This is a genomic window from Pseudoalteromonas sp. SWN166, from assembly GCF_015864485.1.
Classification (GTDB): domain Bacteria; phylum Pseudomonadota; class Gammaproteobacteria; order Enterobacterales; family Alteromonadaceae; genus Pseudoalteromonas.
Map to the genome: position 1 here is coordinate 69,491 of NZ_JADYXB010000001.1, position 25,695 is coordinate 95,185.

The following is a 25,695-nucleotide window of genomic DNA, read 5'->3' on the forward strand; positions in this document are numbered from 1 at the left end:
GGTGATAACAGATTTATGTCAGATAAAAAAATCGCATTTATAGGCACAGGTAATATGAGCTACGCCATTATTGGTGGCATGGTAAAAAACGGTTTTAACGCAAGTAATATTATTGCGACTAACCGCAACCAAGAAAAGCTTGCAAAGGTAGCAGCCGATTTCAAGGTGCAAACCACCAGTGACAATAACGAAGCCCTGCGCGATGCTGATGTAATTGTTTTGTCTGTTAAACCACAAATGATGGGCGATTTATGTAAATCGTTTCAAGATTCGGGCATCGACTTTAGCGACAAACTGTTTATTTCTGTTGCTGCTGGCCTAACTGTAAAACGCCTTCGCGAAATGCTTGGTCAAGACGTTAAAATGGTGCGCTGTATGCCAAACACACCGTCTTTATTAGGGCGTGGTGTATCAGGTTTATATGGCGCTGGTGAAACACAAAGCGAGCACGAATTTGTACAGCAAGTTTTTGAATGCACTGGCATTGTTGTATGGGTTGAAAAAGAATCGCAAATTAACGATATTATTGCGGTTACGGGCTCATCTCCTGCTTACTTTTTCTTATTTATGGAAGCAATAGAAGAAAAAGCTAAAGTACTGGGCTTTAACGATGAAGATGCTCGTCGCCTGGTACAACAAACAGCACTTGGTGCTGCCGAAATGGCACTTAGCCAGCCTGATATTAGTATTTCGCAACTGCGTTCAAACGTAACATCTAAAGGCGGTACTACTCACGCAGCTGTTGAGCACTTAAAAGATGAAGGCTTAACTAAAACCGTTGGCGATGCTATGGATGCGTGTATTGCACGTGCAGAGCAAATGGAAAAAGAACTTTAAAACCACTTTTTTATTGAAGGTTACACTATGAATGCCATGCAATTTTTAATCAGTACCCTGTTTGATTTGTTTTTAATGGTGGTATTACTGCGCTTTTGGCTGCAGTGGGCAAAAGCCGACTTTTATAATCCAATGAGCCAGTTTGTGGTTAAAGCCACTTCGTTTGCAGTAAAGCCTCTGCGTAAAATCATTCCTGGATTTGGTGGGCTTGATTTAGCATCTATGTTGCTAGCATTTATAGTGGCTGTAGCCAAAATCAGTACTTTAATGCTGGTTATATATAACGCGTGGGCAATACAGCCAGTACTTATTCAAGCACTAATAACTGTACTAAAAGAAGGTCTTAATTTAGTATTTTGGGTACTTATTATTCGCGCTATTTTAAGTTGGGTTAGCCAAGGCTATAACCCTATTGAAGCGGTTTTTCACCAGCTAACTGAACCAATGCTAAAACCAATTCGTAAAATATTGCCATCAATGGGTGGCTTAGATTTATCAGTTTTAGTGCTTATTATTGGTATTCAGTTTTTGCAAATGCTGCTTATGGACTTTTTAGTCTAAGCACTTGATTTTTGAGTAAAAGAGGCCCAAAGGCCTCTTTTTTATATGTTTTGAGGAATACATAATGAACCGTTTAATTAAGTTTTGTTTTATTGCTTGTTTAGCATTTACGTTTAACGCGCAAAGTGAAGAAATGCAAGGCGCACAGTATAAAGAGCTTGGGCCTTGGCAAGTGCATTACATCGCCTTTCCTTCTACTTTTATTCAGCCAAAAATAGCAACAGCGTATGGTCTTGAGCGAAGTGGATACAAAGGTATTGTAAATATTTCTATATTAAAAAATGATGCCGAAAACACAGCCCAAACAGCAAAACTTACAGGCACAGCAAAAAACCTACTTGGCAACAAACAAACGCTTACTTTTAAAGAAGTAAAAGAAGGTGATTCAATTTACTACCTTGCCCAAGTTGATTATACCAATGAAGAGATTTTACGCTTTGAGATTGAAATACAGCAAAACAATCAATTTCAAAAATTACAGTTTCAGCAAAAATTTTACGTAGATTAATAACATGACCAAAACTTTAGTACTTGCTACAGGTAACCCTGGCAAAGTAAATGAGCTAGCTAACATGCTAAGCCCTTTAAATATTAATGTAGTTCCACAAAGCGATTTTAACGTAGGTGAAGTTGCCGAAACCGGCACTACCTTTGTTGAAAATGCCATTATTAAAGCACGCCATGCCGCTAAAATTACTGGCATGCCTGCAATTGCCGATGACTCTGGTTTAGAAGTTGATGGCTTAAATGGTGCGCCCGGTGTGTATTCAGCCCGCTTTGCAGGCCCTAATGCTAGCGATCAAGATAACATTGATAAGTTACTTGTAGATTTGGGTAATAACCCTATTCGCAGTGCACGTTTTTGGTGTGTACTGGTGTTAATGCGCCACGCAGATGACCCCACTCCTCTTATTTGCAGCGCAAGCTGGGAAGGCGAAATTACGCTCACTCAAAATGGCAACGGTGGCTTTGGTTACGATCCCGTATTTTTTGTAGCAGAGCAAAATTGTACCAGTGCTGAGCTTACAAAAGAGCAAAAAAATGCAGTGAGTCATCGCGGCCAAGCGCTACAAAAACTATTACTAGAGCTACAGCAAAAAGGCGGCCTGTGAACCTTCCACCACTGAGCTTATATGTACACGTGCCTTGGTGCGTGCAAAAATGCCCGTACTGCGACTTTAATAGCCACGGACAAAAAGGTGAAATACCTGAAGCTGAATATGTTCAGCATTTAATTGATGATTTAAAAGCAGATTTGCACTTAGTGCAAGGGCGTAAAATTCACAGTATTTTTATTGGTGGCGGTACTCCTAGTTTATTAACGGGCGCGGCTTATACTCGTTTACTAAATGAAGTCAACAACCTAATTGGTCTTGAAGAGCACTGTGAAGTTACCCTTGAAGCCAACCCTGGCACGGTAGAAACAGGTCGCTTTAAAGATTACGTAAAAGCAGGTATTAACCGTATTTCTATTGGCGTGCAAAGCATGCAAAACGACAAGTTAAAAGCACTTGGTCGGATTCATGGCAGCGACGAGGCTAATTATGCCGCTCAGCAAGCTAAAGAAGCCGGTTTAAACAGCTTTAACCTTGATTTAATGCATGGCTTACCAGGCCAAACACTTGATGATGCACTGAGTGATTTAAAACAAATAATAGCGCTCGATCCTCCTCATATATCTTGGTATCAACTAACTATTGAACCCAATACTCAGTTTGCTTCAAAACCACCTACCTTGCCACAAGACGAAATACTGTGGGACATTCAAGAGCAAGGGGTCGAGTTACTAGCTCAAGCAGGTTACATACAATACGAAATATCGGGCTATGCAAAACCAGGCTATCAGTGCCAACATAACTTAAATTATTGGCGTTTTGGCGATTATCTCGGTATTGGCTGCGGCGCGCATGGTAAGGTAACTGATGCAAATACAGGGCTTATTACACGTACCGAAAAGGTTAAACATCCACGCGGCTATATGGATTTAATTAAACCGTATATGTATAAAAGCTGGCATGTAGAGCAAGACGATTTAGCGTTTGAATTTTTTATGAATCGCTTTCGCCTTGTTGAGCCTTGCCCGATTAACGACTTTAATAAGCTAACAACACTGCCACTGCAAAGTCAGCAAAGCGCATTAAACCAAGCAATTAATAAAGGTTTATTGACTCAAACAGACAGCCATTGGCAAGTAAGCTTAAAAGGTCATCGCTTTTTAAATGACCTGCTAGAATTGTTCGTGTAGTACTTGATACTACACGTTCTATTAAGCAAAAAAATAAATATAAAATACCCTAATGGGTTTCTAACAACAAAAGGGAAAACAATGCGTAAACTTACTTTTATTGCAGCGGCAGTAAGCGTTGCACTACTTGCTGGTTGTCAGCAAACAACACAACAAGCGACTTCAGCTCCTATTGCACAAGCAGTTCAATCACAACAAAGTGAAATAGACAAAGCGAATGCTTTTTTTGAAGATACATTTAACCGCGACGTAATGAGCAGCCCTGTATATCAAACATACATGGGTATTAAGCAAGATTACGATAAGTGGGACGATGGCAGCGAAGAGAGACAGCTTAAAGATTTAGCACAAACAAAAGCTGACCTAGTTGCACTAAAAGCAATTAGCCGTGATTTATTAGATGATGCAACAAAAGTAAGCTACGACTTAAAAAAACAAGATCTTGAAAGCTCAATTGCTGATTTTAAATGGCGTTACCATAACTACCCTGTGAACCAAATGTTTGGTACGCATTCTATGATCCCTGCATTTTTAATTAATCAGCACTCAATTAGTAATGTAAAAGAAGCTAAAGACTACATTTCACGTTTAAATGGTGTAACTGGTGTTATTGATCAGCTTATTATTGACTTAACTGTACGAGCAAAAAAAGGCATTATTGCCCCTAAATTTGTGTTCCCACATGTTATTGATTCAAGCAAAAATATTATTCACGGCGCACCATTTGATAAAGGTGAGGACTCTACTTTACTTGCCGACTTTAAACGTAAAGTAACAGCGCTTGAAATTAGCCAAGACGAAAAAGATTCGTTAATCAGCGATGCATCTGATGCATTAAAATCGGCTGTTAAACCGTCTTACTCTAAGCTAATTAATTACCTAGCACAGCTTGAAAAACGTGCAGATGACCGTGATGGCGCATGGAAACTACCTGACGGTGAAGCGTTTTATAACAATGCACTTAAGCGCACTACAACAACCGATTTAACGGCTAAAGAAATTCATGCAATTGGCCTATCTGAAGTGACACGTATTCATGATGAAATGCGTGAAATTAAAGATAAAGTGGGCTTTAAAGGCGACTTAAAAGCGTTTATGCAGTTTATGAAAACTGACAAGCAATTTTACTACCCTAATGATGCACAAGGTAAGCAACGCTACCTAGATGAAGCAACGGGCCTTATTGATACAATGAAAACGCGTTTAGATGAGCTATTTATTGTTAAACCAAAAGCCGGTTTAAAAGTAAAAGCAGTTGAAGCATTCCGTGAAAAAGCGGCAGGTAAAGCATTTTACCAACAGCCTGCTCCAGACGGCTCTCGCCCAGGTGTTTACTACGCTAATCTTTACGATATGGAAGCAATGCCAACGTATCAAATGGAAGCACTGGCTTACCACGAAGGTATTCCGGGCCACCATATGCAAATAGCTATTTCACAAGAACTAGAAGGTATTCCTAAGTTCCGTAAATTTGGTGGCTATACAGCGTATATTGAAGGCTGGGGTTTATACTCAGAGTTCATTCCAAAAGAAATGGGCATGTACTCAGACCCTTATTCAGATTTTGGTCGCCTTTCAATGGAATTATGGCGCGCATGTCGCTTAGTGGTTGATACAGGTATTCACGCAATGAAGTGGACTCGCCAAGAAGGTATTGATTACTACGTAAATAACACGCCTAATGCAACATCTGACGGTGTTAAAATGGTTGAGCGTCACATTGTAATGCCTTCACAAGCAACGGCTTATAAAGTGGGTATGCTTAAGATTCTAGAGCTTCGTGAAGATGCTAAAAAGCAGCTTGGTGATAAGTTTGATATTCGCCAGTTCCACGACGTAGTACTTAAAAATGGTCCAGTACCACTTAACGTGCTAGAAAACTTTGTTAATGAATGGGTAGCAAGCAAAAAGGCTTAAAACCAATTTAAACAATTGCTTTAAATATGAAAAGGTCGCATCTGCGACCTTTTTTGTTTTATAGTAGCAAAAAAGATTTTGGAAATAATAATGGATTTAAGCATACAACTACTTAATGCGCGTATTTCAAAGCAGCAATTAAATGAGCTCAATAACGACTTTAAGCAGTTAAGTCCTGCCCAGCAAACTTTGCAACTTAACCATTTATTTCAAAGCGCTGAGCGGTTAAGCATTAAGTACGATTTTATGCAAAATGTTGCCAAGCGTATTTTAACCACTAACACACCACCGTCTCCTTTTATTAACCAACTCACCAGTATTGATGCGTTAAGCTTTTTTACCCCTGCGCTCAAACTTAATAAAGGCTTTTTAGCACAAGATACCCAAGGAAATAACGTACTGCACAATGTGTTTAAACATGCTGATGCTACAAAGCTGCCATTTAACTATGTGCGCTCTTTAATGTTGTTTGAATCAAATGATGACTTAGTTAAAGCGCTTGCGCAGCCAAATCAACAAGGGTTAACACCGGTTGCCAGCTATATTGCTTACGCTGATAAACCTAACACACCAGTTAAGCATGAATTCTCAGCGTTATTAGCTCTTATGGAAATAGAACAAAAACAAAATCCGAATGCAAAACAGCAGCTTATTAACGTATTAAAAGGACAAAAACTTAACGAAACCACGATTTTACTAAGCGCTGCTTACTTGCAACGATCAACGGCGCAAGTTGTGCACCTAATCAAGGCGCTTTAACTCACCCACTACTTCTATACGCACACTATCTATAGCGTGTGTAATGGATTGCGCAGCACTTTCGTGCTCAACCATATTTGGCCAATTTGTTTGCCAGACCTTTTGTAAGTCTTTTGTTTTTAAATGTACTTTATCAACGGCTAAGTAGCTTAAGTCGTGAATTAAGTTAACTTTAACCCAGCCTTTTCTAGGGCTACCATCTATTTTGTTATTATCGTAATGCGCTGCAAATACTATAAGCTCAAGCTCGGCTAGTTCTTGTAATATTTGAAAGCTAGCAATACGTGTATTGTTGTTCTCTTCACTTGCTTCCATTCGCCATGCATTATAACTGAAGCCTATAAACGCAAATACCACGCTCGCTATAGCAGTAAAAAAGTACGAACGGGGAGCCAGTACAAACTGACCATATTTAGACTCTGACATATTATTTCCTAGGGCCTGTTTATCTTTCGAGGTTAAATTTGCAGCAGTATGTTTGGTATTTAGGCAAGGCAGAGCCTATGCAGTGTGGTTATTCCCCATAAATAGGCGATAACGTGGAATAAATGCCAAACATGCGCTGCCCGAAGGGTTCTGCCTAGGGGCAATTTACTCTTTGTTGCCTACATGGATGTAGGTAAGGGGCGTGAGCAGGACGCGGAAGCTTTGCTCGGTTTTTACTTAGCCCGCTAGGTTACAAATCTCACGCCGCGATTAAATCGCCCCTAGATTGAACAAATTTTAATCCTGAAAGGTCAACAGGCCCTAGTCATTTAAATAATATTCAACGCTGGTCACCACTCTTATGTTTTTTATTTGTGGTGTGTTTGAATCTCGATTACTAATACTAAATTGCCCTTGGCGAGCGGTTTTTATTTTGCCTAATTTTGAATTAGAATCTTTGGCAAATTTATTAGCGACCTCTCGCGCTTTTTCAGTTGCTTCTTGCACCATCGCAGGCTTTACATCATTGAGGCCTGTAAAAATGTATTCAACTTTTGTTTCGTAGCTGTCCTGCACTATCGCGATATCTTGTTTAGCAAGCTGGCTTACTTTACTCAGCGCGTTTTGTACTTTATCTGGCGCATCTGAATAAACTATAATATTTGAGCGCACTATGTATCTAAATTGCTGATTTTCATTACTGTATTCGCGTGCTTGCTTATCAATAACGGACTGGCTACCTATTGTTATTTCATCGTCGTCAAAACCATGCAGTTTTAAAAAAGCAGTAACAGCATCATTTTTTTTCTCAACTCTGCTGACTAATTTTTCAAGGTTATTATCGGCATCACTAAATTGCAGAGGCCAAATTACCGTATCGGCAATGACTTCTCGCTCGGCCAATCCCTTAACTTGCACAGTACGTTCCATCTCTTTCACGCTAAGAGCTGTGCTCTTTAAAATAAACCCTAAGCTAATTAAGCCTATACTTAAACAAATAGCCGCGATAACAATGTAAAAACCGGATGTTTTATTCACGATAATCTCCTTGATTGATATCAATAATAAGCATCTAGACGCTCGAAATAACACAGTAAACAGGGTACATTGAGACTATAAATAACGCAAAATTTAATCAGCCTAGGAAAAACCATGAGCCTTAAGCGCATTACCCAGTTTTTTAATCCAAGCTCAGTGGCCGTTATTGGTGCCTCGAATATATCAACGCGTGCTGGTTTTGTGGTTATGCGCAACTTACTTCAAGGCGGCTTTAAAGGCCCGATAATGCCTGTTACTCCAAGCCATACAGCCGTTCACGGGGTACTTGCTTACCCCTCTATTGCTGATTTGCCAAAAGTACCCGATCTTGCTGTTATTTGTACTAACAAAAACACCTTAATTGATATTATTGAGCAGCTTGGAGAACTTGGCTGTAAAACAGCTATTGTTATTGCCGATGGGCTTTCTGGGGAGCAAAAAAGTGCGCTTAAAGCCTGCGCTCAAGCCAAGCAGGTTACTTTGCTTGGGCCGAATTGTTTAGGCTTACTAATTCCTCATATTGGTTTAAATGCGAGCTTTTCACATACCGTAGCAAGCCCAGGTAAAATTGCATTTGTATCGCAATCAGCAGCAGTATGTTCAACCATTTTAGATTGGGCTAAAAACAAAGAAATTGGCTTTTCATATTTTGTATCAGTAGGTGATTGCCTTGATATAAACTTTAATGAACTACTCGACTTTTTAGGTCGCGATGCTAAAACCAAAGCTATTTTACTCTACATTGATAACATTGAAGATATTCGTGGATTTATATCAGCAGCTAGAGCTGCGGCTTTTAGTAAACCTGTGATTGCGATTAAAACAGGTAAAACAAGTGCCGGCGCACTCGCGGCCGAAATTCACACCGGCGGAAAGCAAAGCTCTGATGCTGTTTACGATGCGTTATTTCAACGAGCGGGTATGCTGCGCGTAAATGACTTACGTGAACTGTTTGCAGCGACACAAACACTCGCCATGCACCCCAAATTATTAAAAGTAGAGCAACTGACTATTTTAACTAATGGTGGCGGCCCGGGTGTTATGGCCGTTGATGAGCTAATTCAAAGCTCCGGTAAATTAGCAGAACTAAGCATTGAAACCCGAAATGCGCTAAATAAAGTAATTCCGCAATCAGAAACCACCTCAAACCCTGTGGATATTTTTGGCGACTCAGCACCTGGGCGTTACAAGCAAGCATTAGAGATTTTACTTCATGCGAAAGAAGTTAAAAACTTACTGATTATCCACACACCGTCTGCACTTGCACCCAGCGAAGACTACGCCAACATTATTGTAGAAACTTTGCAAAAATTACCCAAAATGGCACGCCCTTACGTTATAACTAACTTTATGGGTGAAGATGCATCTTACGCCGCCAGAAAAGTGTGTTCTAACAACGCAATACCTACTTATAGAACACCCGAGGGAGCCGTTGGCGCATTTATGCACTTGGTGACGTATCGCCGTAACCAAAAGCATTTAACGCAAACGCCTGAATCGAATACTGATGACGCAAAAATAAATAAAGTGGCTGCTAAAACACTTATTAATGAATTTATAGATGACGGGCAAAGCTACTTACCTACCCATCAGGCAAGCCAAGTATTAAATCATTATGGTATTAAATGCATTCAAACTGAGGTCGCTTACACCCCAACAGAAGCCAAAGAGCAAGCCATAGAGCTTGGTTTTCCAGTAGCGTTAAAGCTCATTAGCCCAAGTATTGCCTCAAAATCTGAAGTAGGTGGTGTAGTACTTAACCTAAATGATGCTAACGAGGTTGAGCAAACCGCTTTTGCAATGCTTATACGTATTAAAAACACTTACCCAGATGCTGTTATTGAAGGGTTCTCATTACAAAAAATGGCGCCACGAGCAGGCGCAAATGAGCTGCGAATTGCGATTAAAACAGAGCCCAACTTTGGCCCGGTTATATTATTAGGTGAAGCAGGCACCGGCCTTGAATATGCGCAAGCCGCCGTTGCTCTACCTCCACTGAATATGAACTTAGCAAAGTATTTAATTGCAGCAGCGCACGATAAAGGCGTATTAAAAGAGCGCATATTACCCGAAAAGGTTGATAAGTATCGCTTGTGTGCACTGCTAACGCGTATTTCTCAGCTAGTGATTGATCAGCCTGATATAAGCTCTATGGAACTAAACCCTATCCTTGCCAGCAACGGACAGTTTTTAGTACTCGATGCCACGATGACACTTAACCGCTATCAAACTCAGAGCAATCGTAAGCGTTTATCTATTCGTCCCTACCCTATTGAACTTGTTGAAGTAGTAACACTTAAAAACAACACCAAAGCTACACTCAGACCGATAAAGCCAGAAGATGAACAAGCTCATAAAGCATTTGATGAATCGCTTAATAAAGAAGACAGGTACAAACGCTTTTTTGGCGAGCTGCCACAGTTTAACCACGACCAACTCGCTAAAATGACGCAAATTGATTATGACCGCGAAATGGCGTTTATTGTTTGCCAACGCTTTGAAGGTAAAACCCGAACACTGGGTGTGTCTCGCGTTATTATGGACCCCGATAACTTACATGCTGAATTTGCCATTGTAGTGCGTTCAGACTGCCAAGGCTTAGGGCTTGGTCGCATACTAATGAGCGCAGCAATTAGCCACTGCAAACGCCAAGGTGTGGAGTCGGTTGAAGGTATAACACTGCCAGAGAACACCGGCATGATTGAGCTTGCCCGAAAGTTGGGTTTTAAAATTAGTCGCGACTTTGAAGAAGGCAGTATTAATATGGTGCTTAAACTTAATAATGAATAATCCGCAAACTTTAAGAAAAAAAATGGCTTGCCTATTTGAAGGCACAGGAGAGTATCACCGTGCTGGGCATATTTTGGATATTATGCTTATTAGCTTAATTATGGCTAACGTTATAGCCATTGTTATTGAGTCTATTCCCAGTGTAGCGCTTGAATATTATGACGAATTTTTAGTTTTAGAAATTGTCTCTGTCACTATTTTTGCTGTTGAATACCTAGCAAGACTTTGGGCCTGCGTGGATAAAATACAGTATGCTGCTATTGAAGGCTCTAACGCTAAACGTAGATTACATTACTTCTTATCTCCAATGGCGTTAATCGACTTAATCGCGATTCTACCTAGCTTAATGATGTTTTTGTTCCCGCTCGATTTACGTTTTTTACGCGTACTGCGATTATTAAGAGTATTTAAGCTCTCTCGTTATTCACGCGCTATGCAACTACTTTTAAAAGCCTTTAACGATGAAGGTAGTTCATTAATGGCTGCTTTTTTTATTATGGCCGTCGTGCTTATTTTAGCTTCATGCGGAATTTACTTAATTGAGCACGACATACAGCCCGATAAATTTGGCTCTATTCCTGCGGCTATGTGGTGGGCAATGGCAACATTAACAACCGTTGGTTATGGCGATGTAGTACCTATAACGCCATTGGGTAAGTTTTTCGGTGGTGTGATTACATTGCTCAGCATGGGAATGGTTGCGATACCTACGGGTTTGCTAGCGTCTAGTTTTTCAGAACAAATACGTAAACGCCGTCAGTTTTTTGAAGATGCTGTGCATGAACAAATTCAAGATGGCACACTTAACCAAGCCCAACACGAACACTTAGAAGATCTACGCTACAAATTAGGGCTAAGTAAACTTGAGGCCAATAAAGCGATTAAGACCCAACTCAATCAGCACAGTAGTCATATTTATTGTCGCCATTGTGGTAAACGCCCTTAATTTTCTATTCCTATTATTGATTGAAAATATCGCTCCAATCGCGATTAATAAGTGCTAGCACTTCGTTATTTGGTACCGGTTTACTAAATAAATACCCTTGGAAATGCTTGCATCCTCGAGCCTTTAAAAAGGTAAGTTGATGCGAGCTTTCTACACCCTCCGCAACGCACTCTTTTCCTAAGCTGTGGGCCAACGCAAGGGTTGACTGAATAATGGCTTCGTCGTCAGAATCAATCCCAATATCTTCTACAAAGCTTCTATCAATTTTTAATACATCAATCGGAAAGCGCTTTAAATAAGTGAGCGATGCGTACCCCGTACCAAAGTCATCCATGTAAAGCCTGCAACCTAACTTTTTAAGTTGCTCCATGCTTTGCAGAGCTTGGTGAGAGTCGCGCATAAGTACAGACTCTGTTATTTCAAAAACAATGGCTTCTGATGATACCTGCGCATGATTTAGCGCATTTCTAATCTCAGGCACTAAATCTTCAAACTCAAAATCGAGGGCCGATAAATTAATAGAAAGATACAAATGAGGTGAGGCTTTACGCCACTCTTTTAGCTCTAGTAAAGCGCGCGCAAAAGTCTGCAGCATAATTTTTGTAATTAAGCCGATACCTTCTGCTGCCACGGAAAACTCTTGAGTTTGCACCAGCTTATTTTCAGGCCAACGTAGCAGAACTTCAAAGCCTTCTGTTTTTTGACTTTTAGCATTGATAATAGGCTGATAGTAATTGCAAAATTCGTCTTCTTGATACGCTCTCGTCAGCTGAGATTCAAGATGTAGTGCTCTTTGAACATGCTGATTCATCTCTTGCTTATAAAACTGGTAGCGCCCTTCTAAAGAGTCTTTTGCATGATATAACGCGATGCTAGCAGCTTTTAAAAGTGCAGGCCCTTGCTGCGCATCATCAGGTGAAATAGCCACGCCAATACTCAAGTTAACATTAACGACTTGGCCATTAATCACAATATTTTGATTCACGCAATCCATTAACTTAGTGCATATAATAAGTACTTGCTCTATTTGATGAATATCTTCCACCAGTACAACAAACTCATCGCCACCAAATCTCGCTACACTATCCGATGGACGCAGTGAACATCTTAAACGCTCTGCCACTTCTTTAATTAACTCATCGGCCGCCTCATGCCCTAAAGAATCATTAAAGTATTTAAAACGCTTTATGTTTATATGTAATAAGGCCGCTTTGCATTCATGCAATTTTGCTTGCTCAAGGGCGTGCTCTACGCGATCATTAAATAGCGTACGATTTGGCAGGCCAGTTAGGGCATCGTAGTTAGCTAATAAGTGCAGTTCGTTTTCAGCTGATTTTTGAGCGTTTATATCGGTTAAAATAATAACATAGCTATTAAGGCGCTGTTCGTTATCGGCAACGGCACTTATTTTCACAAGTACATGGCGTGACTCACCATTTGCTAAAACTACACTGTCTTCACACGAAAAGTGCTCCCCAACAGACAGTTTTTGCATTATGCGTAAGTAATCAAAACGATTACTGCGCGATATACCTAAATTTAGTGCTCGACTAGATAACGACTCAGCAGAAAAATTAAAAGCCGTTTGTAGTGATTTATTAGAAGCCCGAATATTTAAATTTTTATCGAGTATAAACACCCAGTCACGGGTTTGCTCAAACGCTGCTGTAAATAGTAAAGCGTGTTCTTCAAACACCATCTCACGGGTCATATTTGTGTAGGTACCCGCTACTTTTTGCGGTGTTTTATCGTCCCACTCAACTACTTTTCCAAAGTCCTTATACCAGCGCCAATAACCTTTCGCATGGCGAAGACGGTAAGTACAGTTAAAGTAACCTTTTTCGGTAGATAAAAACTCAAGCCACTCTAAGCGAAATAGCTGTTTGTCTTGCGGGTGAATTTTAGATAAGTACTCGTCAAGGCTTACTGTTTCATTTTCGTAGCCTAGCTCACTTACTAAACGAGGTTGATAAATACTTGGGTTACTTGATTCCCAATCCCAAACACCCGATTCGCTGCCTTCAAGCGCGAGTTTTAAACGCGCTTCGCTTTCTTTACTTTCTTTATTTGCCGCTAATAAAATACGTTGAATTTTATTGCGGCGCATAACCCACATGGCAATAAAACCAATAAATAGCATACCGTAAAGCACCATAAAATAAGGTGCGCGCCAAAGCGGATATTTTACTTTTATTTTTAAAATAGCAGGTGAGGTATATTCGCCAGTTAGCGGATCTTTAGCCCAAACTTTTAATTGATAATTACCTGGATTCAATTTAGGGAACAATACACGGTTATTATTTCGGGTATAACTTTTTTGCCCGTTATCGAGTTGATACTCATAAATAATGCGTTCTTGATTGCTAAATGCCATGGCCGAAAATGCCACCTCAAGTCCTATATCATCATGGTTTAGCACCACTTCATTAAGCGGCTGTTTTAAATCAAGCGATAAATCTCGCGACATTAAATCAACCCGCGTAATATTTACGTGATCAATAAGCGATTGATAATTTTGGTTCTCCATTGGATGAAAATAGGTAAAGCCTTTTAAGCTACCGTACGCAATACGACCATCTTTAAGCTGTGCCATTGCGTTACTATTAAACTCAGCTGAAAGTAACCCTTCAGATGTAGAAAACTGCTGAAAATGAAGTGTTTCTGGGTTTAATCGCCAAATACCTTTATGACTACTCATCCAAATCATGCCATCGTCATCTAGCACCATATCGTAAAGTAATGTACCTAGCTTATTTTTTTCTAAATCGATTGTATGAACTAACTGGTAGGTAGTCGCGTCAAGGCCTATCAAGCCAAAATTAGAAAGTGATATCCACAATATATTGTTGTTATCAATTAAATAAGAAAGCACGCTAATGGCTACGTTTTCATGCTGCTTTGGCACTTTGTAAATCATTTTTAGTGCTAAATCACTTGGATTTACTTGATATAAAATACCCGCATTAAAAAACAGTGGCGAGTCTGGTTTATTACTCAGCGCGGGTAAAAAGCCGTGGGCTAAAAAGGGTTCAAATTGATCAAACTGGCCACCCAAACGCGTTATTACTTGAGAATCTATATTGTATATAAATACCCCATGATCTGAGTGCACAAAGTATAGATCGCCATTTGGCATTAATGTAACGCCATGTACCCTACCCGTAATCAACTCTTGATTAGCAGGGTCATGCACTTTAGGTTCGCTAACTTGGTGAGTTACAGGGTCAAAAATAAACAAACCACGGTTTGTATAAAGCCATAAATTATCTTTATAAGGCGTTATTTCGTATACGGTAAACTCAGTGGTGAGTAAGTCGACTTTGTAGTCTTTTAAATAAACTTTGCCAATATTTGTTTTTAAATCAACTTCAGTAATACCATTGTGCGTTGCAAGCCAAAGCTTGTCTTTATACTCGGTAATACCCCAAATAGAATGATGCGATAAACCATCGCCTCCGAGCAAAGTGCCATCGACATTATTGAAATGATAGCTGTCGTGAGATAAGTAAAATGCACCATCAGTTTTAGTCGCAACCCACGTACCACCCGATTTATCTTTAGCCATATCAATAATACTGGTATCAGCAAGTGTGTACTTACTTTGGGCTATTCGGGTATTTTTGATCATTTCTCCGGTGCTTAAATCAAATTTAAACAAGCCTTTATCTGTGGCTAAATCTATTTTTCCGTGTTCGTTTACTATGCTCCACACATTTAAATCATTGAGTAATACTTTACTTTTAAAAGGTAAATCTGGGCGTTCAAACATTTTTGATAAGTTACTAATATCAACTTCGTATAAACCTTGTACAGCCCCAACTAATAACTTTTTATTTTCACCGAGTGCGAACGACTTAACATTATTTTGGTAAATATGCTCAGCCTCACCTTTTAAGTGCTGTAGAGGTCTAACTTGCTCTGTGGTAATATCAAATACATACGCACCATGGCTGGTACCTATAAATATATAACCATTGTAGGCAAATAACTTTCTTACCAGGGTATTTTTATATTTAGCGGGCAGCTCAAAAATAGTTGTGATTTTTCCGGTTGCTATATCAAGCTTTGCAAAGTCGCGCCCGCGTCCAATCCACAGTGTTTTTTTATCAACGGCCACCATACTAAAAACAGACTGATTGATAATTTCTTCTTCACTGGTGGGTTTTTCTAAAAACTGCTGATATGAATCTGTTACGGGGTCGTACCTAAATAGTCCTGCAAGTAAAGAGGCTATCCAAATGTGTCCTTGGGGGTCTTGGTAAATACGATCAATGATCGCTTCTTCTAATTCACCATTAGGACCGTTTATTGGAATAACTTGATAGCCATCATAACGATTAAGCCCTGCCTCAGTAGAAAGCCAAAGGTAACCATTAGTGTCGATAAGCATAGTATTGACGTAGCTTTGCGATAAGCCTTCGCTTGGGGATAAACGTTTTACTTGTGCGCCTACTTGGCAACTTAGAATAGTTATTAAAACTACAAAGCAACTAATGATCCCATTAACGCATTTACTCATGCTTATTCCATATTATTAATTATTATTATGGGTACTCTAGAGCGACTATATTTCGATGTTTATAAGTATCAAAAAGTACTTGTAAAGCAAGAGTATATGTTAACATTTGGTTAAAACCAATAGCACAATATAAATCAACTACGTTTTTATATGCGAAGGTATTAATCACCTTATTTTGCGACTTTAAGAGTGTAGATAGCAATTGTGTAGCAACACCGTTACCGCGATGATCAAGAGCCACAAAAACAGTAGATAAAAATAAAAATTCTGTTTTATCTTGTAGCCTACACGCCGCAACTATTTCATTATTATAGTAAGTAACCCATACCTTATCTTGTTTATTAGCCCGCCCTCTTACATTATGTTTTTTATAAAATTTATTAACGAGTGGAATTTTTAGCCCATCCAGCAATTCAACTATATACATTTTTATATCAACACTTAGCTAAGCATTAGCGCTAAATATTGCTCAAACTTTTGCTTCAAAACCATTTGCTCAGCCATTGGACGGCTATGGATTGTGTTATAAACTTGCTCTCTCGTTTTTTTATTACGCTTAATCTGATACGCCCAAAAAGACGCTTCATAATCTAACTGAATTTGGTATTTTTCTTCGCGTGGTAATAGGCATAAATTAAAACTCACAATACTTCCTCATTTGCTTTTAAAGTTAATTGATTAACCCCGAAACTGGGCAAGAGGTAATCTCCTTGTTATTATACGCGTCTTATTTTATTTATTTCTGTAGTAATTGGAACCGATAATGAACAGACGTTTTAGTATCTTGTTATTATTGGTAAATTTATTTTTTATTGCACCTTGTTTTAGCCATCAATACAACCTCACTTTTAACCGCCCGCAAAGTACACCCCAAGCTGATTATGCCTTAGAGCTTTTAAAATTAGCATACGCAGATATAGGTTTTAAAATACATATTATCGACTTTAGCCGTCAAAATGCTTTGCTTGCGGCAAATAATGGCGTACTTGATGGACAATTGGGAAGAGATATAAGTGTTGAAGAAAACTATGAGAACTTAATTAGGGTCGATTATGAGCTCTTTAAGTTTGACTTAGTATTATATAAAAATTGTTTACCTCGCAGTTTAGAACAACTCGATAGTGTCGCAATTGTTGATGGCTACCCTGTCCAAGAGCATTATTTAGCAAGTACACAATTTGCAGGAAATATTATTAAAGTTAAAAGTATGAATGCCCAGCTTAATTTACTAGCTCAGCAAAAAGTACAAGGGGCTTTAATGATTAACTTTATAATGCAAAATAACGATCTCCCTACACCCCAAGGTTGCTTTGAAAAAGAAGTATTGAGTACGTATCCGCTTTATCATTATTTAAATAAACGTAATAAAAACTTAGTCGAAAAACTTAAAATGTCATTAATTAACCTAACTGACAACGGTACCGTATACGCATTAAGAGCCAAGTATGGGTTGAGCTTTTAAAAGTCGAATCCTTGCTGCTCTGCCTGTGTGCTTGGCACTGCACTTTGCTGTTTTTTTTGTAGGTAACGTTTATAGCGCTGCTGGCATAAAATAAGCACTTTCTTTTTTTGGTCGTTAGTTAAGGTATTCCACGAAAAGCGCTCATCACGACTACGATAACACCCCTTACAATATCCTCTGTTATTAACTAAACAAATACTTTTGCAAGGACTTGGAATATCAAATATTTCAATTTGTTGCATAGCATTAGCACCGTTTAATAAGAGGTACTTAGTATAGCGTCATTCTTGAGCAAAAAAAAAGCAGCAATTTAATTGCTGCTTACTTTCATTAAGCTAGGGGCTATAAAGCGATGAGTATTAATGCTCGCAGCTATTTGTGTTTATCTCTGTTTTACGATGAAACGGCTTAGCGTACATAGCCAGTACTAATGGTTTCAACTCTTCAGGTACACAAGCTAAACGTTGTTCAAATGTCGCTGTATCAGGAGAGTCTATTACCGCATCTTTACAACCACCAGCGATGTAATTGCCTGGGTGTAAATAAAACGAATCAACAATTTGCCTATCAATTGTTTTAGCAAGCTCTTCCGCACTATCACATTTAGATTCAATTGGTTGCCCAAACGCTAAATGCACATGCCCTTTAGCAGTACTAAAACCTTCAACAATACTCGCAATGTCCTCACCAGCCGACTTAATATATTCACCGTGATGCTGTTTATGGTAAAGCTCTTTAGCTTTAGCAATTGCACACGGCTCATATTGATAAGAAATAGAAACAGGCACTATTTTCAACTCTTTAATATAATCGCCAAACTCTTTCTTTTGTTTACGTCCGTTCAACTGCAGCATTTTTAAAAGCGCAGGATCAGTTTGATCAAAACCGTCTTTTGCACGCCCTTCTTTTTGTGCAATCCAAATAGAATTTCCACCGATTACAGAATCGTAAATGTATGACGATAACTGAGTAAGTGCTTTTAACATCTCTTTTGGCGCTTTAGCAGAGCGCTTAACGATAAAGCTTTTGTTTAAACGCATAAGCTCAGTAATGTAAGGTATTTGCAATAAATTATCGCCAATAGCAATACGCACTGTTTTCATTTTATGTTGATATAAACCCCAGTTAACTAATGCAGGATCAAGCACTATATCTCTGTGATTTGAAATAAATAAATAGGCCTGATCAGCGTCTAACTGATCTAATCCAGAGAAGGTTACTTTTGACGTGGTGCGTTTTACTAATTTATCTAAGTATTGCGCTACTTCGTTTTGTACGTCTTCAACGGTGCTTACTTTGCCCCACTTTTTACGTAACTGACTTCTTACTAATGGGCGCGCAATAAAAGGCACTGCCGATAAGAAGCGCGGTAAATTATACTTTGCTATTACATCAATAAACGCATTATCGTTAATTAAACGAGTAAGCGACGCCGCAACTTCGTCGTCGTTGTATGGGCGTATATCTGCGTATTTATCTTCTAATTCACTCATTACTACATCTACAATGTTAAAAAACGGCACGCCAAAGCGCACCGTTTATGTCTATATCCGATTATAACTCAGCCAATCTAAAATGCGAAATAACCAAAAAACGATTTTTATTTTTAGCAACTCGCTATAAATCTATTTAAAGCCGAGTTTAATTACCTTCTATCTAAGACCATGAGCTTGCTTAAAAGTGCAAAAAACTGATCAGTTGATAAAAATACCATGTTCTCAATCAGCTAGTGGGCAGACCACTAATACTAAATCCTCTAATTACATGTCCTCTAATCATTTGGTAGTAATACCATTAACAAAGGCTTTCTTTCGTAGTACCTTAAGCCCATATTTTAGATTTTTGCTGGATCGTAGGCCTCTTTTTACGATTTTAACTCTTTTAGATCCACTTATTTTAGGGCTCATAATGAACATTACTATTCTTGATAACGCTACGTTAGCTAAAACGTCTCTTACTTGTATTGAACAACTTGGTAAATTAACGACTTATGAACTTACTAGCCCAGAGCAAGTTATTGAACACTGCCAAGGCGCAGATGTATTAATCACTAATAAAGCAGTTTTAAATCGCGACACAATTAGCCAACTAACACAGCTTAAGTTAATTTGTGTAAGTGCAACCGGTACTAATAATGTTGATTTAGAAGCCGCTAAAGAATTTGGTATTGCAGTCACTAATGTAGCTGGTTATTCAACGCCTTCTGTTGTTCAGCATACGTTTTCTTTAATTACTAACTTACTGGGTAATACACATCGCTATCAGGCAGATTGCCAGCAGGGCGCGTGGCAAAAAAGCGAAATGTTTTGCATACTCGATTACAGCTTTAATGATTTACAAGGTAAAACATTTGCCATTATAGGTGGCGGTACATTAGGCAAAGGCGTTGCTAAAGTGGCTGAGGCATTTGGCGCTAATGTTATTGTTGCAGAGCGTAAAGGAGTTGCTTGTCGCGATGGTCGTACGCCTTTTGAAGACGTTATTAAAACAGCCGATATAATCAGTGTACACTGCCCGCTAACAGATGAAACACGCGATCTAATAGCGCTTAATGAGCTTAAAGTGATGAAGCCAAACGCTATAATAATTAACACTGCACGTGGTGGTATTATTAACGAAGCCGACTTAGCAACAGCGCTTGAGCAAAACTTAATTGCAGGAGCCGGTGTTGATGTACTAACTAAAGAACCTGCTGAGCTTTCAAACCCGCTAGCTAATTATAAAGGCAATAACTTATTACTTACTCCGCATATAGCATGGGCAAGTACTGAATCTATTGTGCGCTTAATTAATGAAGTAAGTTTAAACATTGCGGCATTTACTAAAGCCGAATCACGTAACCGTTTGGTGTAGTGATTTTATTGCAGTAATCAAATAAGCTAAAAAATGGCTGTTTTTACTAATATATTTAATGTTTTATTAGATAAAAACAGCTTAACTCACTTAACAAACTGATTTATAACAACTTATAAATATGGTCTACTCTTTGCTTTAATACAGCTAATAACCAATTAAAAATATTATTAAGGTAAATAAAAATGAAAAAATCACTTTTAGCAGCCGCTTTAATCGCTCCATTTTTAACAGGCTGTGTTATTGCCGTATCTGATGGTGAAGCTGAGACGCATTGGGCAGGGAAAAACTCATCTAGCTGGCAAGCACAACATAAAAATAATCGTGAGGCTATATCAGAGCTAAAAATGGATAGCAGCTATCAATCTGTTTTAACGCAATTAAAAACGCCTAATTTCACAGAGCTATTAAAAAAAGATGACGATGTATACCAAGTACTTTTTTATGTAACTCATAGCCAGCATTCAGATTCTAAAACAACGAAAGATGAATGTACGCCACTTGTATTTAAAAATGATAAGTTAGTGGGCATTGGTGACACCGCTTTAGGTATGATCACGCAATAACCGACAAAAAGTAGTTTGATACAAAAACGCCAATATATGAATATTGGCGTTTTTTGTATATTAAGTTTTTAGCGTGCGACTATTCTATCTCGCCCTGCATCTTTAGCGGCATATAAGCCTAAATCAGCCTCTTCTAGTAATGCTTGTTCAGCATACACTCTGCCCATTTGAGTTGTAGCAATACCTATACTTATAGTGATGTGGTCCGCATTTAATGAGGCTTTATGCTCTATGTTCAAAGCGTTTACAGCATTACGTAATTTGTTAGCAAACTCCATAGCTTCATGCTTATCCATTCCAGGTAGCACAGCTGCAAATTCTTCGCCGCCATAACGAGCAATAAAGTCACTACCTCGTTCACATTGTGCTGCGAGTGCTTGCGCAACATCCTTTAAACATTCATCGCCTGCACGGTGTCCGTAGCAATCGTTGTAACGTTTAAAATGGTCTATATCCATAAGTAAAACCGATAGCGGTGTGCCATTGCGTTTACTGCGGCGCCATTCTCGAGATAAATTCTCATCGAGATAGCGTCTATTTGGAATTTCGGTTAAGCCATCTATTGAAGCTAGCATTTCTAGCAAATCATTTTTTTGTTTTATAAGTAATTGGTTACGTACCCTAACGCGAACGATAGAAGGACTAAATGGCTTAGTTATATAGTCCATTGCACCGAGCTCTAAACCCTTTGCTTCATCGTCATGGCTGCTATTGGCTGATATAAATATGATAGGAATAGACTGAGTTATCGGGTTTTCTTTAAGTTCTACAAGTACTTGATAGCCGTCAATTCCGGGCATAATCACATCAAGGATTATTAAATCAACTTGCGCTGTTTTTACAAAGGTAAGTGCTTTTTCACCACTTTCAACCAAGAACACGTCATGCTCTCCTTTAAGTGTTTTTTCAAGTACTAATCTGTTGATTGGATCATCATCTACAATAAGTACTTTAGCTCTTTTCGACATCCCTAACCCCTAACCCTTTAATAAAAACAATTACCTGTTCTAGCTGTATGATAAGCTCTTTGAGTGTTATTTCAATAGGCTTGTTAGTTGTTTTAATCTCTCTTTCACATAATAAAGCACAGTGTGATAGTCGTCTAAAACCTAAATTACCTGCAACACCTTTAATACTATGCACTAAGCGTACCAAATCATCTTTATTGGTTGTTTCTTCAATTTGAGATAATTGTGTTTCACACAAGCTAGCAAACTTATCAATCATCGTATTGAGCAGTTTTTCATCCATACTAAATTGAGTTAAAGCGAATGATTTTTCGAAAAAGCTTGGTTTAACTAAGTTTAAATCGGCAATTGCGTCAATAAGCACCTTAGCAACTACTGGCTTGGTTAAATGTTTATTCATACCGCACTTTAAAGAACGCTCAATATCCGCAGGTTCACAATGGGCCGTTAATGCAAAAATAGGTAGTTGTTTTGCGTCAAACTGTTGACGAATTAAAGCCGTTGCTTGGCAGCCATCTATTTGAGGCATTTGCACATCCATTAATATTAAGTCAGGCTTTAAAACGTGAAGTAACTCCATGCCAATCGATGCGCTTAAAGCCGTAACAACACTTACATTTGCTTGGCGTAATACACTACTAATTATTTCTAAATTAAGCTGATTATCATCAATTGCTAATACAAGTAGACCCGATATATCAGCTTTAATTTCAGTTATATTATGTATTGGAGTATAGGTATCGACTTTTGGCTTTTGCACCGTGTTCAAACTAAATAACCTTTGCCCTAACGCCGATGCTTTAACGTGATGCGCTGCTAGATGCTCACTCGTTGGTAAATTAAGCGTGTGCTGATGATTAATAATAATCACCGATGTTTCTTTAGCTGACAACGAATCATTAATCGCTTCAATATTTAACAGTGCTGGTAGGTCAGCAGCATCTATTATTATCTGCTGAACATTGGAGAGTTTAATAGGGTATTTTAATACTTCATCTAAATTAATATTAGCAAATTCTTTATACGCATTTGTTACTTGTTTAAGCTCTTTACTTTGCTCAGATAAAATAGCTAAAGTGTTAGTCGGTAACACCGTGTTTTTACCCGTATCAACTAAAAAACTAATGCTGAAATAAAACTCACAACCTTGGCCTTTTTTACTCTTTAAAGCAATTTCGCCCCCCATTAACGACACGGCATGTTTAACAATCGCTAAACCGAGTCCAACACCTTGATGTATGCGTGTTGAGGATTCATCACCTTGCGTAAAGGCGTCAAATAAACGCCTCTGATCGGCTTCATCTATACCCATACCGGTATCAATTACTTTAAAGCAAATATGCTGTTGCTCTAGACTATCACTTTCAATAAGTTCCATTTTTAAAGTAATGGAACCTGTTTTTGTAAACTTAACAGCATTAGTTAATAAGTTACCTAATATTTGCTGTAAACGAATACTGTCGCATATCAAATCAGGCGCTATTAAAGGGTCGATATCAATAACAAATTCAATACCTTTTCCTTCGCACAATGGAGCCGTTAAACTTTCACAAATATCCACCAGCTCAACCATACTAAAAGATGCTTGTTTTAAATCAGTTTGCGAACCTTCTATACGTGCAAAATCAAGCATCCTATTGAGCATTAGTAATAAGCTTTGTGCAGCATGTTTTGCTTGGTCAGTTTGCTGTAATTGCTTTTGCGTTAACCCTTGCTCAATTAGCATATCAAGCAACCCTAAAACAGCGTTAAGCGGGGTGCGTATTTCATGACTTAAATTAGCTATAAAGCGGCTTTTAGCTAGAGTTGCCCGCTCAGCATCTAGTTTTGATTTAGTTAGCGCACTCACATCCTGAATGTGAATAACATAATAGGCTGGATCGCGGTTTTCATCCCATACAAGCGATACACTCAGTTGCAACCAGCTTGCTAGCCGCCCTTGCGATAAAGTTAAGTGGTACACGCGTTTTTTATCATCTAGCAATTGCGCTAAAGTACTTTTTATTTGCTGCCATTGAGAATCATCAAATAGTGCTTTTAACTGCTCCCCCACGAGTACTGGATGTTCAGAAAACTGCTTTCTTGCTGCTTTATTTACTTGTAATATGGTGTGCTCTAGCGAAAGTAAAACCACACAATTAGCTGCAAATTCAATCGCACTTCTAAATTTAGACTCTGACGCTTTTAAAGCCAATAATGTTTGCTGTTGCTCGGTAATATCGCGACCAATCCCCATAGTTCCCAACAGGTGTTGATGCTCATTATAAAAAGGCGCAATAGTAAGTTGATATGATTTCGTATCGGTTTCTATTCGCTGTTCAACACTATTTCTATTTTGTAATACTTGTTTTTCAAGCGTATTTATTTGCTGATCGTTGTCGCCTAAATCATCTACATATTTACCGACTAATGCAGTTTGATCTTTACCAATGTATGCCTCAAATGCTTTATTGCATCCTAAAAATGATCCATCAATATTTTTAAAATAAATAAGATCAGGCACACTGTTTAGCATCGTGTTGAGCAAAGCCAGATGGCGCTCTTTTGCTTCGTAACTACGGCTTAGTTTTTCTGATTGCAACTGAACTTGGTTATCCAGCGCCTTATTCGCACTTTGTAACGAATCAACCAATTCTTTGTTTTTAATAAATACGCGTTTAACCTTAGAAAACCAAGGCTGCCAGCTCAACGGTACTTTGTAGTTTAACTGCTCTTGGGGTTGTGTACCGTTACCCTCAAGATAGGACATCAAGTGAGTCATTGGCTTTATAAAAATGCGCTGACTTAACCAAAAAAACACGCCAAACATAATACTTAAAAATAACGTTAAAAAAGTAAACTCTAATAATATTTCATACTTAATTGAGCTTATTAATTGAGGTTTGTGCTCGTAAAATGCTGCATGAATGGGTAACTCATCCATAGGCTGCATAAAGTAATTACTATCACTAGTTAAGACTGTTTTTTTACTGTGGTGCTCGGCCAAGTCAGGCCAATAATTTTTTAATGCTGTTGCTTGCTCTATTAACTGTTTAGAGCTGGCGATAATTTGATGCGATTGGTTCATAAAAACGTATTCACCACTGTTCGGTGAAACCTTTTTTAACCATGCTGAAATTGTCTGAACATCATAAATCAAAATAATGTAATCGGCTGAGCCAGTACTTCGTTGTCGGCCAATAGCAAAATACGATTTACCATTGATTTTAACAATAGGACTTGAAGTAAGTTTGTTTTGTGCAAATTTTGGCTTAAATTTTCCATTTAGAATTTCAGTAAGCATTAAACTTTGGCTTTTATTGCGCCTGCTTACATAAGCAAAACCATTATCATCAACATATGCTACACCAGACAGCGACTGCATTAACGCAAGCGTTGTATTAAACGAAGGCCCTAACGCAATCGCCTGTTGCCACTGTACAAGTGCCTTAGCAGATAACGCAAACTCCCCCTTACCTACAATTTCAGTACCTTGCTCACTAAAGTGACGATAATAGTAACCATCGTATTGATTTATACCTTCGAGCAAGCTTTGGTTTATTTTTGGATAAGTTGTTTGCTCGTACAAGCTAAACATTGTGGTAAGTAAATTACTCACCGATTCCATCCCGTGAGTAACCTGCGCTGAAACATTCGTAAAATCTGCTTCGCGTTTTTCAACTGCACGTTCAAGCTTTATATTATATAAGTGCAAGCACAGTAAAAAAGCGACAAACAATGGCACTAAAAGCGCAATAAATAATGAACGATAATAATGCTTCAGAGGTAAAAAATTCAATGTACTGCCTGCCATTTGGCTCGAAAATCA

General features: G+C 38.6%; 21 protein-coding genes. 12 read left to right on the forward strand and 9 right to left on the reverse strand.

The annotated features are described in order from the left end of the window. Positions 1-15 precede the first annotated feature (15 nt). The 7 genes from proC (at position 16) to I6F49_RS00385 (ending at position 6,319) form a co-directional block, all read left to right on the forward strand. The gene (gene proC, locus I6F49_RS00355) at positions 16-837 is read left to right on the forward strand and encodes a pyrroline-5-carboxylate reductase (RefSeq protein ID WP_197177960.1); all 822 of its coding nucleotides are present in this window, start codon (positions 16-18) and stop codon (positions 835-837) included. A gap of 27 nt (positions 838-864) precedes the next feature. Further along, on the forward strand, positions 865-1,398 hold the full coding sequence (locus I6F49_RS00360; protein ID WP_197177961.1) for a YggT family protein: 534 nt from the start codon (positions 865-867) through the stop codon (positions 1,396-1,398). A gap of 64 nt (positions 1,399-1,462) precedes the next feature. After that, a complete protein-coding gene (locus I6F49_RS00365) occupies positions 1,463-1,906 on the forward strand; it encodes a DUF4426 domain-containing protein (protein WP_197177962.1) in 444 nt (147 codons plus the stop codon). A 4-nt stretch (positions 1,907-1,910) separates the two neighbouring features. Next, positions 1,911-2,510, forward strand: coding sequence for an RdgB/HAM1 family non-canonical purine NTP pyrophosphatase (gene rdgB / locus I6F49_RS00370; RefSeq protein WP_197177963.1), 600 nt, complete (start codon positions 1,911-1,913; stop codon positions 2,508-2,510). After that, positions 2,507-3,643 carry a radical SAM family heme chaperone HemW gene (gene hemW / locus I6F49_RS00375; RefSeq protein ID WP_197177964.1) on the forward strand — a complete coding sequence of 379 codons (1,137 nt, stop codon included), beginning with the start codon at positions 2,507-2,509 and terminating at the stop codon, positions 3,641-3,643. The genes rdgB and hemW overlap by 4 nt, the downstream gene beginning before the upstream one ends. A gap of 81 nt (positions 3,644-3,724) precedes the next feature. Then, positions 3,725-5,560, forward strand: a complete 1,836-nt coding sequence (locus I6F49_RS00380) for a DUF885 domain-containing protein (RefSeq protein ID WP_197177965.1) — start codon at positions 3,725-3,727, stop codon at positions 5,558-5,560. A gap of 90 nt (positions 5,561-5,650) precedes the next feature. Then, positions 5,651-6,319, forward strand: a complete 669-nt coding sequence (locus I6F49_RS00385; protein ID WP_197177966.1) for a hypothetical protein — start codon at positions 5,651-5,653, stop codon at positions 6,317-6,319. Here the strand turns inward: I6F49_RS00385 and I6F49_RS00390 are convergent. Next, entirely contained in the window at positions 6,302-6,745 is a 444-nt protein-coding gene (locus tag I6F49_RS00390; protein WP_166419701.1) for a hypothetical protein, read from the reverse strand. The genes I6F49_RS00385 and I6F49_RS00390 overlap by 18 nt on opposite strands. A 321-nt stretch (positions 6,746-7,066) precedes the next feature. Further along, positions 7,067-7,783, reverse strand: a complete 717-nt coding sequence (locus I6F49_RS00395) for an SIMPL domain-containing protein (protein WP_166419700.1) — start codon at positions 7,781-7,783, stop codon at positions 7,067-7,069. 114 nt (positions 7,784-7,897) lie between these two features. On the opposite strand from I6F49_RS00395, the gene I6F49_RS00400 reads away from it, so the two are divergent. Then, the gene (locus I6F49_RS00400; protein ID WP_197177967.1) at positions 7,898-10,573 is read left to right on the forward strand and encodes a bifunctional acetate--CoA ligase family protein/GNAT family N-acetyltransferase; all 2,676 of its coding nucleotides are present in this window, start codon (positions 7,898-7,900) and stop codon (positions 10,571-10,573) included. After that, positions 10,566-11,519, forward strand: coding sequence for an ion transporter (locus tag I6F49_RS00405; RefSeq protein WP_197177968.1), 954 nt, complete (start codon positions 10,566-10,568; stop codon positions 11,517-11,519). The genes I6F49_RS00400 and I6F49_RS00405 overlap by 8 nt, the downstream gene beginning before the upstream one ends. Positions 11,520-11,532: 13 nt before the next feature. On the opposite strand, the gene I6F49_RS00410 is transcribed toward I6F49_RS00405, so the two are convergent. From I6F49_RS00410 to I6F49_RS00420, 3 genes are read right to left on the reverse strand one after another with little or no spacing between them, the layout of a single operon-like run. After that, positions 11,533-16,038: an EAL domain-containing protein gene (locus tag I6F49_RS00410; RefSeq protein WP_197177969.1), complete on the reverse strand. Its 4,506-nt coding sequence runs from the start codon at positions 16,036-16,038 to the stop codon at positions 11,533-11,535. A gap of 25 nt (positions 16,039-16,063) precedes the next feature. Beyond that, a complete protein-coding gene (locus tag I6F49_RS00415; protein ID WP_166419696.1) occupies positions 16,064-16,465 on the reverse strand; it encodes a GNAT family N-acetyltransferase in 402 nt (133 codons plus the stop codon). Between the two features lie 14 nt (positions 16,466-16,479). Next, entirely contained in the window at positions 16,480-16,683 is a 204-nt protein-coding gene (locus I6F49_RS00420) for a DUF3283 family protein (RefSeq protein WP_002962585.1), read from the reverse strand. A gap of 118 nt (positions 16,684-16,801) precedes the next feature. Here I6F49_RS00420 and I6F49_RS00425 point away from each other — a divergent pair, with 118 nt between their 5' ends. After that, the gene (locus tag I6F49_RS00425) at positions 16,802-17,500 is read left to right on the forward strand and encodes a transporter substrate-binding domain-containing protein (protein WP_166419695.1); all 699 of its coding nucleotides are present in this window, start codon (positions 16,802-16,804) and stop codon (positions 17,498-17,500) included. Here the strand turns inward: I6F49_RS00425 and I6F49_RS00430 are convergent. After that, positions 17,497-17,742 carry a DUF1289 domain-containing protein gene (locus I6F49_RS00430; RefSeq protein ID WP_197177970.1) on the reverse strand — a complete coding sequence of 82 codons (246 nt, stop codon included), beginning with the start codon at positions 17,740-17,742 and terminating at the stop codon, positions 17,497-17,499. The genes I6F49_RS00425 and I6F49_RS00430 overlap by 4 nt on opposite strands. A gap of 117 nt (positions 17,743-17,859) precedes the next feature. Continuing rightward, positions 17,860-18,993, reverse strand: a complete 1,134-nt coding sequence (locus I6F49_RS00435) for a 1-acyl-sn-glycerol-3-phosphate acyltransferase (RefSeq protein ID WP_197177971.1) — start codon at positions 18,991-18,993, stop codon at positions 17,860-17,862. A gap of 415 nt (positions 18,994-19,408) precedes the next feature. On the opposite strand from I6F49_RS00435, the gene I6F49_RS00440 reads away from it, so the two are divergent. Further along, positions 19,409-20,353, forward strand: a complete 945-nt coding sequence (locus tag I6F49_RS00440) for a D-2-hydroxyacid dehydrogenase (protein ID WP_197177972.1) — start codon at positions 19,409-19,411, stop codon at positions 20,351-20,353. A gap of 185 nt (positions 20,354-20,538) precedes the next feature. Next, entirely contained in the window at positions 20,539-20,919 is a 381-nt protein-coding gene (locus tag I6F49_RS00445; protein ID WP_197177973.1) for a DUF3192 domain-containing protein, read from the forward strand. A gap of 68 nt (positions 20,920-20,987) precedes the next feature. On the opposite strand, the gene I6F49_RS00450 is transcribed toward I6F49_RS00445, so the two are convergent. Both I6F49_RS00450 and I6F49_RS00455 read right to left on the reverse strand, forming a co-directional pair. Beyond that, positions 20,988-21,887, reverse strand: coding sequence for a diguanylate cyclase (locus tag I6F49_RS00450; RefSeq protein WP_166419691.1), 900 nt, complete (start codon positions 21,885-21,887; stop codon positions 20,988-20,990). Then, positions 21,871-25,680, reverse strand: a complete 3,810-nt coding sequence (locus I6F49_RS00455; RefSeq protein WP_197177974.1) for a PAS domain-containing hybrid sensor histidine kinase/response regulator — start codon at positions 25,678-25,680, stop codon at positions 21,871-21,873. Before I6F49_RS00455 ends, I6F49_RS00450 begins: the two co-directional genes overlap by 17 nt. Between the last annotated feature and the right edge of the window lie 15 nt (positions 25,681-25,695).